The following is an 11,809-nucleotide window of genomic DNA, read 5'->3' as shown; positions in this document are numbered from 1 at the left end:
TCATAAACAATTGAATTTCAATGCGATACGTAAAAGACATGCCTCATAGTCAATATAAGATAAGCCTTTACCAATGGAATGGTAAATATATCATAAAGTTTGAAGCCGGCAGGATGTTTGAACAAATCTACAAAATCGACGAAACGGATTTGGGAGGTATAGAGGACATTGACGCACTGCTCGACTCAACTTTTGTATCTTCTGTAACTGAACGCTTTGGTACGATGTTTCAGGATTTTCAGGAAAGTATGGAGCGTAATAATCTGCTATTTTAATACATCAGTAAATTAGTAAAGTAATAAGTAGAATCATACGGTTTTGGGTATCAAAACGTTTATTACGGTAAGTAAATGCCCATAGCAGTCAGGCATGAAGTTTGAATAACTACATGACAAAATCTAAATTTGATCTTCCAATAACCAATTTACCAACTTCACCTCTATGTTTATACAACGTAGTCTTCTTGCACTAGGAATACTAGGGTGTACCGCGCTTGCTGCCCGGGGCCAAAATACCATGGGATATACCGAGCCTGAGGCTCATTACCGCAACGGACTGGAATATTTTGAAAAATCAAACTTCGTGGCAGCCCGTCAGGAGTTCGGCGAATATCTCAAAAATCAGGATAAGCTGCTTTCCACAAGTGATTACAATGCCGTTACTGCTGAATATTACATTGCTGTTACGGGCCTGTACCTCAATTATCCTGAGGCCGAAGTTCAGGTAGATCGTTTTGTCAGAAGCCATGCCGAGCATCCCAAAGCCCAGCTCATTTATTCGGATTTAGGTACGTTTTATTACGAAGCCGGCGACTATCAAAAAGCGATTGGGTACCTTGAAAAAGCGGTTCAGCTGACAGGAAATCCAGCCAAGCGTTTGGAAAGTACCTATCAACTTGGGATGTCATATTATAATTTACAGCAATATGATCAGGCGCTAACCTATCTCAATCAGATAAAAAATGAAACCGGATTTGCCCACGCAGCGGATGCTTCCTTCTATGCAGGGGTTATAAATTACCGTAACAACCGCTATCAGGAAGCATACGATGACTTTTTGCGGGTTGAGAATGATCCGTATTACAAAAATGAAGCTCCTAATTGGATTGTTTCTTCGTTGTATCAGCTTAAAGACTTTGATAGATTGCTTACGTACGGTGAACGTATTCTTGCGCAACAGCGGGGGAACTCAAAATTGGATGATGTTGCCTTGTACGTCGCCGAAGTTTACTACGAAAAAGGAGATTATAAAGGTGCTGTCACAGCCTATGAGCGCTATAAGCGCATGCGGCCTGGTACGATGCCGCCGACAGTTGCGCTTCACTTTGGGCATTCTCAATTTAGAAATGAGAATTATAAGGGCGCCATTGATAACCTGAAAAATATTGCTCCCGGAAAAGACTCTGTGGCGCAGTATGCATCCTATCTTGTGGGGATCAGTTATTTAAAAGAAAACAATCCAAAATTTGCTCTTACCGCTTTTGACAATGCTGCCCGTCTGCCATTTAATGCGATTGTTCAGGAAGAGGCCATGTATAATCATGCCAAAGTGCAACTTGAAACAGGAAGTAGTAATGAGGCGATTAAGGAGTTGAATGACTATTTATCAAAATATCCCAACACCAAATATGAAGATGAGGCGAATCAATTAATTGCCGAGGCGTACTCGGGGTCAAGTAATAATGCGGGGGCAATTGCCTATATCGAGAATCTAAAAAAGAGAACTCCTCAGATCAATGCAACGTATCAGCGGTTGACGTATAATCAGGGCGTTGCAGATTTTAATGCCGAGCGCTATGAGCAGGCGATTGAGAATTTCAATAAATCGTTGAAGTACCCCGTTGCCGACGATTTGTTTATTGCAACCACGTATTATAAAGCGGAGGCTTATTCTGCCCAGCAAAAATATGATCAGGCTATTCCGATTTATACACAACTTTCCAAAAATCCGAATGCGGCAATTTTTAAACGAAAAAGCCTTTATGCACTTGGATACGCTTACTATAATCAGAAAAAATATAGTCAGGCATTGCCCTACTTTAAAGAGTTTACCCAAAATACCGAAGGGGTAGATGGGCAAATTATTGAAGATGCCTATGTACGACTTGCTGATTCCTACCTTGCCCAGAAAAATTATGATTTGGCCATTCAGACCTATGAAAAAGTAACAGTCAATGGACGGGTTGATAAAGATTATTCTTATTTTCAAAAAGGGCGTGCCTATGTGTACATGAATCGTGTTCTGGAAGCAAGACGCCAATTTGAACTGCTGATCAGTCAGTTTCCCGGCTCCCGATACGTGGATGACGCCATGTTTCAAATGGCAGATATTGATTTTCAGAGTGATGATTTTCAAAAAGCCGTACGTTCCTTTACGCGTTTGATCAATGAAAAGCCAAAAAGCTTTCTTATTCCGGCGGCTTTGCTGCGTCGTGCACAATCGTACTATAATATTCAGGTATACGAGCAGGCGATCAATGACTTCAAGCGCATTTTGCAGGAATATCCTTCTTCCCCTTCGGCGACAAGCGCGTTGGAAGGGATTCAGGAAAGTTATAACGCAGTGGGTCGTCCGGAGGAGTTTACGCAGGTACTTGCCATTGTCAGGAAGAATAATCCAGGCAATACCAAGCTCGACAACGTAGAATTTGACAATGCCCGCAATTTGTTTTACGCAGAAAAATACCCGCAGGCTATTCGTGCGCTGTTGGAATATCTGGAAGGCTATCCACAAAGTCAAAATCAGTATGACGCCAAATATTTTTTGGGAGCTGCCTATGAAAAAACAGGTGAGGTTCAGGAAGCCCTGAGTTACTTTTCGATGGTCGTACAAGACAATCGTTCGTCCTACGTAGCTGCGGCGGCACAAAAATCAGCTGAACTGGAAATTGCGAGAGGCAATTTCTCTAATGCTGTTTCCAGCTTCAAAGTTTTACTTCGAAATGCTGAGAATAAAAAAGAACAAACGATTGCATGGATTGGCCTGATGGATACTTACTATGCCCTTAAATCGTATGATTCTACTTTGCACTATGCACGGGAGGTTATCAACGTTGGAAATATTGTGCCGGGAGGAATTGGGAAAGCGCAACTGTATGGTGGAAAAGTACCTTACGAGCGTGGAGATTATGGCAAAGCTATGGATGAATTCAGGAAGATTGCGGCGGCAAGTAAAGATGAATACGGAGCGGAAGCAAAATATTGGATCGCAATGATTCAGTTTAAAGAGAAAAAATATCCTGAGGCAGAAGCCACGGTTTTCGATCTCAGCAAACAATTTGAAGGCTTTGACTTTTGGCGGGTGCGTTCTTTCATTTTGCTCGCTGACATTTACATGGGAATGAATGAAAAGGCTCAGGCTCAGGCAACGCTGCAATCCATTATCGAAAATTCAGAGGATGTTGAGGCTGTGGCACTTGCCAAAGTAAAACTTGCCGAAATTGACAAAAAATAATCTTTCTCCGCTCTTTATCCAAAAACAACCATGAAACGACGAATAAATCAAACATATATTCTGCTGACGGCCGCTTCCGTATTTTCATTTGCAGGTACTGCTATGGCACAACGGGGAGAAATCGAAAGTCAGACCTATGAGATTGTAAAAGAAAAAAGTATTGAATTTCCACCGGCCAATCGCTTGTTTGACAAAATGCAGCCGAAAGAGGGAAATTCGGGAGATAAAAAAGTGAATTATGCCTTTATTGATCCCGCTATTACGTTAGCATCTCCAAAGCTTACGCCTGTGGCGGTGGTTTCTTCGGATGAAAAAAATCGCCAGGAAATGCCTGAGGGACTCAACAATTTCCTAAAACTCGGTGCTGGTAATTATGGCCGCTTTTTGGGAGAAGGATTTGTAAGTACCCGCGCCACGGATGACCTGGTATTTATGGCACACCTAAATCAACAATCGGCAGCCACAGGGCCAAAGGATGGCGCAAATTCGGCTAATTCAGCCACTTCAATCAAGTTGGGGGGGAAGTACATCCGCAATGCGTATAAAGTTGACGGGAGCATGGAATATGCCCGTTCAAACTACTATTTCTACGGGTATCAGCCACAGCTCGAAACCGTAGAAATCAATCGGGATAGTATTCGCCAAACAACCAATCTATTTGGGGTTAACATTGGCTTTGAAAATACCGAACCGGCGTCAATCGTAGATTACTCCGTAAATACTAGTTTTTATACCTTGAAGGATCGTTACAATGCCTCCGAGATTGATTGGGGTACAACTCTGACTGGGTCCGTTCCAATCGCTACTGGATTTAATGCCTTGTTTGAAGCTGGTGCATTCATTTCACAACGGGTAGATACCGAAACGTTCAACCGAAATCTGTTTAGAGTAAAACCAACGTTTAAATATACCTCTGAATTTTTCTCGGTAACCGGTGGTATCAACGTAGTGAATGAGACGGACAACACCCTTAATATTAACAAAACCAAAGCCTATCCGGTATTGAATTTTGATGTAGTTCCGATTCCGGGGCTGCATGTTTTTGCCGGTTGGAACGGTGATATTGTCCGGAATACCCTTCGTAGTATGTTGGGAGAGAATCAATGGCTTGCCCCGGATTTTATATTGGCCAACACCGAAAAGAAATCTGATTGGTACGCAGGAGTGAAAGGCGAAAATGCAGGCGGGTTTAATTTTGAAGGAAAAGTCTCCTATGCCCGGTACGGCAATTTCTATGTATTCAATAACTCGCTGACTGATACCTCCAAGTTTTCTGTTCTATACGATAGCCTTGGTTCCAATGTCCTGACGATTTCGGGGCAGGCGGGCTACAACGTAAATGACATGTTCAAGACTTCCGTTAAAGTTAACTACTATAACTATGATGTGGAAGGACTCGAAGAAGCCTGGCATCGTCCCACCTTTACGTTAAACTGGTTTAACGCATTTACTTTAAGTAAAAAGTTGTTTATCACCTCAGAACTTTACACGGTGAGCGGTTTAAAAGCAAAAAATTTCGATAGCGGAATAATTACAAAATTACCTACGATTATAGACCTGAATATGAAGATTGACTATCTGTTAACCAGGAACTTCTCTGCCTTTGTCTCATTGAACAATATCCTGGGAAAACAATATCAGCGGTATCAGTATTACCCACAGCAGGGGTTGAATTTTGTTGGTGGATTATCTTTTTCTTTTTAACTTCGTTTAAGTTAAAGTTAAGTTAAACTGCCGGATGCAATGATTAAAGTCGACAAGTATATCAGAAAGCTCCTTTTTGAGCATGATTGTGTAATTATCCCCGAATTCGGTGGACTGCTTACGCATCATGTAAGCGCTCACTATGATGAAGTAAATGCGACCTATCATCCTTCAAGGAAAAGACTTGCCTTTAACGAGGTACTGAAAATTGATGATGGGCTATTGGCTTATTACGTATCTGTCAATGAAAAGGTAGCGCGTGAAGAAGCGGCTCAGTATATCCGTCAATACGTGGATGGGCTATGGCAGGCGTTAAAAGGTGGGCAATCGGTTCAAATTGAGCGAATCGGGGTTTTTCAAACAAACAACGAAGGTAAACTTGTCTTTGAGCCCGACTATTCACAAAATTATAACGCTGAATGGTACGGCCTGCAACCCATTCAGGTAAAAGAAGTTATAGGTACAGTCGTTGAAGCTGAATTGTCTGCGACTGTTTCAGAAGAAACTGTGTTTGAGCTCGATACAACAAAACAGGCAAATATTTCTGGAAAAGTATCCTGGTTTAAATGGGCAAGTGCGGCAGTATTGGCAGGTACAATCATCTCCGTTAGTATTCTGTATAAACCCATGGATTCAGATAGTTTGTTAAGTACGTTAAATCCATTTACCATGGTAAAGGATTTATACATTTCAACTATTTCAAAACCACGGGTTGCTGAACCTACGGAGGTTGTTGTTTTTGTGGACGAACCAATCGTTACAGCTCCAACTGAGCCAATTGTTGCGCTTGATTTAGAACCAACAGAAGCCGCTAACGTAGTGAGTACAGGTATCGAAGATTCCAAGGTTAGTACAGAAATCAGGGAGTTTGAGAAAGCAGAATCAGCCACGGCGGAAAAATATTTTTTGATTGCCGGAAGCTTTGAAAAAGAAAGAAATGCTGTTAAACTGAAAAAAAAATTACTCCGGAATGGTTTTGAGGAAGCGATGATTCTGGAAAATGAAGCGGGTAAATTAATTAAGGTGTCAGCAGGTAGCTACAAGAATATGAAACTGGCGATGGCTGACAAAAGCAAATTGGATGCCTTGACCAATGCAGAGGCCTGGGTTTTCCGCAAACGATAATTTTAGATCAGACATCAGACATTAGATATTTGAACGAAGGCCCGAAAGGGCCTTTTTTTGTATATACACGATTTCGGAGTAATTTTACGTTATACCCAAAAAACGAAGAATATGGTACTTGTCAATGCCGAAGACCGCGAGCGAATTGCCCTTTCCTGGGTTATTTCGGTTGCTACAACTTTACTGATTTTAACTGCTTTTTTCTTTATGAAAATCAGTGAATCTATGCCAAAAACGGGTCCAATGGAGCTGTTTGTAGAAGTGAATTATGGAACAAGCAATGTAGGAAGTGGTGATATTCAGACATTTAATAAACCGAGTGATTCCAAGATCGCCGAAAACATGAAAGCCGGCGAAGAAAAAATTGAACGCAAAGCCGAGGCTCCCCGTCCCACACCACCCTCACCCCGTCCGGAACCCGTCAAACCAACGACCAAAGTAGCGCAAAAACCTGCGATTACTTCCAGAGTAGATAGTCCGGTAGAAGAACCTGTGAAGAATGAATCCAAAAAAGTAGCCAGCAATACGTCCAGCTCATCAACCACAACCGCTCCGGCTCCTGAAAAAAAGATAAATAATGATGCATTATTTAAAAAATCCACAGGAACGAGTTCCGGTAGTAATGGTACAACCGGAACAAAATCGGGAGTTGGTGGTAATAACAACGGCGATGACGCAAGTGGTATTGGGGATAAAGGCGCCAAATCGGGTAGCCTGTATTCCAAAACATACAGTGGCGGTGGAGGAGGTGGCGGAACCGCCGTTGGTCTGAATCTGAACGGTTGGGCGTGGTCAAGACCGCCGCAGGTAAATGATAATTCGGATGCTACGGGAGAAATTACTTTTAAGATAATCGTTGGGAGTAATGGCCGCGTGATTAACGTCATTCAGCAACGTTCAACGGTGACGGACTATGCAGTAATAAATAAATATAAAGAGGCTGTCAGAGCCCTGACTTTTGTACAAAAAGCAGCCAATGTTCCTAATGAATCTGTGGGAACAATAACCTTTAAGATTAGCGCAAAATAGTATTTATGACGTATAATGAAGCAATTGACTATCTGTATAGTCGTTTGCCAATCTTCCAAAATCAAGGGGCCCGTGCTTATAAGCCGGGCCTTACTACTACACAAGCCTTGTGTACGTATCTAAATAGCCCGCAGAAAAATTTCCGAACCATTCATGTAGGGGGCACAAATGGGAAAGGCAGTACTTCCCACATGCTGGCTTCTGTACTGCAGGCAGCAGGATACAGGGTCGGATTGTATACGTCGCCACATTTAAAATCCTTTACCGAGCGGATTCGCATCAACGGCGAGCCCATAGATCAGGAGTTCATTTCTCAATTTGTGCAAGCACATCAGGAATTCATAGAATCCATTCATCCGTCATTTTTTGAGGTAACGGTAGCGATGGCATTTGATTATTTTTCTCAGAAACAAGTTGATGTAGCAGTTATTGAGGTAGGGATGGGAGGGAGATTAGATTCTACGAATGTCATCTTGCCGGATTTGTCTGTAATAACTAACATAAGTTATGACCACATGATCCATTTGGGGAATACGCTCCCGGAAATTGCCTTTCAAAAAGCTGGTATCATCAAAAAAAATATTCCGGTGGTGATTAGCGAGAAACAAACCGAGGATATCCAACGAGTATTTGCGAAAGTGGCCGATGAACAGCAATCTCATGTAGCCTGGGCTTCTGATTTTGTCGCGGTGATTGACCAATATCAGCATGAAATGTATCAGGAAATAACTGTTAACATTCAAGGTGAGCGAAAGGTCTATGCGTTGGATTTGCAGGGTGATTACCAGCGAAACAATATAAAAGGAGTGTTGACAGCTTTGGAAAAGCTTCGGGAAAATCCCTTTTATAGAATTTCAGAAGAGGCGATTGCCTCTGGATTACGTAGTGTAGTGCGATCAACGGGTTTGTTGGGTAGATGGCAGGTTTTGCAAAAATCTCCTTTTGTAGTTTGTGATACGGCCCATAACGAGGCTGGAATAAGTCAAACCATTGAGCAATTCCAGACAATTCCGGCAAGGGCTCGACGATTTGTCCTTGGATTTGTGGCAGATAAAGATGTGCAAAATATCCTAAACCTTTTTCCAAAAGAGGCAATCTACTACTTTTGTCAGCCTACTAATCCGCGGGCATTAGATTCCGGAAGCTTAGCTGATCAGGCAAAAATGTTAGGTATAGTAGGAAAAATCCGGGAAAACGTAAATGATGCTTTGGCAGAAGCGTTGAAAGATTCTGATGCCGAAGATGCTATTTATGTGGGAGGAAGTACTTTTGTTGTTGCAGATTTAAACCAATTATAGAGAATAGTGACACGTCGTAAAACAGATAAGTATCTTTTTAGTAACCTGGCTGAAAACGTAATTGAACGCGGAAAACCACTTTACACCGCAATTTTGGGTAAATGGAATGAGCTATATTTTCAAAATCAAAACCCAATTGTTGTAGAACTTGCCTGTGGAAAAGGTGAGTATACGGTAGGTTTGGCGCAGAAATTTCCTGATAAAAACTTTATAGGAGTTGATCTTAAAGGCGATCGCATTGCACGTGGTAGCAAGTTAGCGTCAGATTTGGGGCTTACAAATGTTGCTTTCCTGCGAACTTCAATCAATTACCTGGATGAGTTTTTTGAAGAAAATGAAATTAGTGAATTGTGGCTTATTCATCCTGATCCGCACGTCCGTGACCGTGACGAAAAGAAACGATTGACGAATCCATTTTATCTTAAAAAATACATTAAATATCTAAAAGCAGAAGGATTCTTTCATTTCAAAACGGATAATCCTCAGCTCTTCACATACAGTCTGGATACAATTAAATCAATGGATGTGCTTTCTATTCAAGCATTTACCTCGGATTTATATCAATCAGATCTTCGGGCGTTTCATCATGATATTGAAACACATTACGAACGTGTTTTTGTAGCCAAAGGATTTACGATCAATTATATTCAGGCTGTAAACAATAAAGCGGCAAACCCAAAGGCTGCCGCTTCAATAGTTCCTGAGAACCAGGAGTTAGTACAATAATCGTTAGATCAATTTTGCGAAATAGTCTACTGTTCTTACTAGTTGAGATACGTAGGACATTTCATTGTCATACCAGCTTACGGTCCGGACAATTTGTGTGTCGCCTACTTTCTGAACCTTCGTTTGGGTAGCATCAAATAGTGAACCGTAGGTAATTCCGATGATATCGCTGCTCACGATTTCATCTTCGGTATACCCAAAACTCTCGTTTGAAGCAGCCTTCATAGCGGCATTGATTTCTTCAACAGTTACCTCTTTACCTACAATACAGGTAAGCTCAGTAAGTGAGCCTGTGAGTGTAGGTACGCGTTGAGCAGATCCATCCAATTTTCCTTTCAGACTTGGCAGAACTAACCCGATAGCCTTTGCAGCACCTGTGCTGTTTGGAACAATATTTTGGGCAGCGGCACGAGCTCTTCTCATATCACCTTTTGGATGCGGAGAGTCCTGTGTGTTCTGATCGTTTGTGTAGGCGTGAACGGTTGTCATCAATCCATTCAGAATTTCATATTTTTCTTCCAAAACCTGAGCCATTGGAGCGAGGCAATTGGTAGTACATGAAGCACAGCTGATGATTGTTTCAGAACCATCAAGCAAGTTGTGATTTACGTTAAATACAATGGTTTTCAAATCGCCGGTGGCAGGAGCAGAGATAACTACTTTCTTTGCTCCGGCTGTGATGTGATCCGCAGCTTTCTCTTTGCTGGTAAAGAAACCGGTACATTCAAGTACAACGTCTACATCGTGCTGTCCCCATGGAATTTGAGCAGGATTACGTTCAGCATAAATAACAACTTCTTCACCATTTACAATTATTGAATTATCTGTGGAAGTAACAGCTGCATTAAACCTTCCTTGTGCAGTGTCATATTTCAATAAATGGGCGAGGGCAGAAGGACTTGTGAGATCATTAATTGCGACTACATCTATCCCTTGCATGTCATAAATCTGACGATAAACAAGACGACCAATTCGACCAAAACCGTTGATAGCGACTTTTACTGTTGACATTTTTTATATGATTTGTTTACAGGACAATATTAATAAAAATAAACGTAGAGCGGTAATAAAATCTAAGTAGAAAAAGTAAAGTAACAGGGTTAGCAAACAAAAGGATATACTAACTATCTCAATTAGTATTATCGTACTATTTGAGATAGCAAACAGGAATTTTTGGATTAGTGATTACTAAAAATAATAGTATAAAGAATCCTGTTATGTGTTCATTGTTTATAGCTCTTATGTTATTCTTAGACCCTAAATGAATAATGTACCTTTTAAGACAAGCGTTTTTTGAAAAAGATGCAATACTGTCCCCCTGGCAAAAATTAGTCTCACCGATACTTATTCTATTTGTTTAATGTCAAGTCAATTATCTCTTATCTTATGATAAATGATTTCAATTTGAGGGAAGTGTGTATTTTTACATAGGAGTGAGGAATTGTACTATGTGTTATTTTTGTAATATATATAAATTATACAAGTCAAAGTTTAATAATTGAGCAAATTATCATTTTTATAACATCCTCATTTTCAATGTTTTAATACTATTTTATAAAACCATTACTTTAACATGAGCAGTCAATCAATTATTGAAGAATGCTGGACTAACCGTGAACTTTTAAAAAACCCTCAAACGATTGAGACGATCCATTCGATTGTAGATCAAGTGGACAAAGGTACTTTGCGAGTTGCTGAGCCTTTACCTGAGGGTGGTTGGAAAGTGAACGAATGGGTGAAGAAGGCTATTATCCTGTACTTTCCCATACAGCAAATGTCCATTAGTGAAATTGGGATCTTTCAGTATCACGATAAGATGAGGTTAAAAACCGGATATGATACCTTAGGTGTTCGTGTAGTACCTCCAGCCGTAGCCCGTTACGGCGCGTATTTGGCCAAAGGCGTAATATTGATGCCGAGTTACGTAAATATTGGTGCATACGTAGATGAAGGTACGATGGTAGATACCTGGGCAACCGTTGGAAGCTGCGCGCAGATTGGCAAGCATGTCCATTTAAGTGGGGGAGTAGGCATTGGCGGCGTGCTCGAACCTGTTCAGGCAGCACCTGTGATCATTGAAGACGGAGCCTTTATTGGTTCACGCTGTATCGTTGTAGAGGGCGCTCACGTCAGTAAAGGTGCAGTATTAGGCGCAGGTGTAACGATTACCGGTAGTTCGCGAATCATTGACGTAACAGGGGAGGAACCTATCGAATACAAAGGATTCGTGCCTGAAAACGCAGTAGTAATTCCTGGTTCAGTACCAAAAACTTTTGCAGCCGGAACGTATCAGGTGCCGTGCGCTCTAATTATTGGCAAGCGTAAAGCGAGTACAGATTTGAAAACTTCACTAAATGATGCACTCCGGGAGAATCACGTAGCAGTTTAGTATTGTCATTTCTGCTAACATTTAGCAATTATCTGTTTTAGCAGTTTAGTTCATTCAACAAAAAATGCAGCGAGGGCTTCTTCGC

9 protein-coding genes are annotated in these 11,809 nt (G+C 41.3%); 8 read left to right on the top strand and 1 reads right to left on the bottom strand.

What is annotated here, in order from left to right; translation table 11 throughout:
• Window positions 1-20 precede the first annotated feature (20 nt).
• The 7 genes from EZE20_RS07525 (at window position 21) to trmB (ending at window position 9,335) form a co-directional block, all read left to right on the top strand.
• Complete coding sequence (locus EZE20_RS07525) at window positions 21-275, top strand: hypothetical protein (protein ID WP_132116129.1); 255 nt, start codon at window positions 21-23, stop codon at window positions 273-275.
• Window positions 276-441: 166 nt separating this feature from the next.
• Complete coding sequence (locus tag EZE20_RS07520) at window positions 442-3,453, top strand: tetratricopeptide repeat protein (protein ID WP_132116127.1); 3,012 nt, start codon at window positions 442-444, stop codon at window positions 3,451-3,453.
• Window positions 3,454-3,483: 30 nt separating this feature from the next.
• Window positions 3,484-5,157, top strand: coding sequence for a TonB-dependent receptor (locus tag EZE20_RS07515; RefSeq protein WP_228713628.1), 1,674 nt, complete (start codon window positions 3,484-3,486; stop codon window positions 5,155-5,157).
• 39 nt (window positions 5,158-5,196) lie between these two features.
• Complete coding sequence (locus EZE20_RS07510) at window positions 5,197-6,282, top strand: HU domain-containing protein (RefSeq protein ID WP_132116125.1); 1,086 nt, start codon at window positions 5,197-5,199, stop codon at window positions 6,280-6,282.
• 111 nt (window positions 6,283-6,393) lie between these two features.
• On the top strand, window positions 6,394-7,311 hold the full coding sequence (locus EZE20_RS07505; protein ID WP_132116123.1) for a hypothetical protein: 918 nt from the start codon (window positions 6,394-6,396) through the stop codon (window positions 7,309-7,311).
• A gap of 5 nt (window positions 7,312-7,316) precedes the next feature.
• Window positions 7,317-8,609, top strand: a complete 1,293-nt coding sequence (locus EZE20_RS07500; RefSeq protein ID WP_132116121.1) for a bifunctional folylpolyglutamate synthase/dihydrofolate synthase — start codon at window positions 7,317-7,319, stop codon at window positions 8,607-8,609.
• Between the two features lie 6 nt (window positions 8,610-8,615).
• Window positions 8,616-9,335 (top strand): tRNA (guanosine(46)-N7)-methyltransferase TrmB, encoded by a 720-nt coding sequence (trmB, locus tag EZE20_RS07495; RefSeq protein ID WP_132116119.1) that lies wholly within the window; start codon window positions 8,616-8,618, stop codon window positions 9,333-9,335.
• Window positions 9,336-9,338: 3 nt separating this feature from the next.
• On the opposite strand, the gene gap is transcribed toward trmB, so the two are convergent.
• Entirely contained in the window at window positions 9,339-10,346 is a 1,008-nt protein-coding gene (gene gap, locus EZE20_RS07490; protein WP_132116117.1) for a type I glyceraldehyde-3-phosphate dehydrogenase, read from the bottom strand.
• 562 nt (window positions 10,347-10,908) lie between these two features.
• Here gap and EZE20_RS07485 point away from each other — a divergent pair.
• Window positions 10,909-11,724, top strand: coding sequence for a 2,3,4,5-tetrahydropyridine-2,6-dicarboxylate N-succinyltransferase (locus EZE20_RS07485; protein WP_132116115.1), 816 nt, complete (start codon window positions 10,909-10,911; stop codon window positions 11,722-11,724).
• Window positions 11,725-11,809 lie beyond the last annotated feature (85 nt).

This window comes from Arundinibacter roseus (genome assembly GCF_004348825.1).
Lineage (GTDB): Bacteria > Bacteroidota > Bacteroidia > Cytophagales > Spirosomataceae > Arundinibacter > Arundinibacter roseus.
The sequence above is the reverse complement of the archived record's forward strand: the minus strand, read 5'-3'. Positions and strand labels throughout refer to the sequence as shown.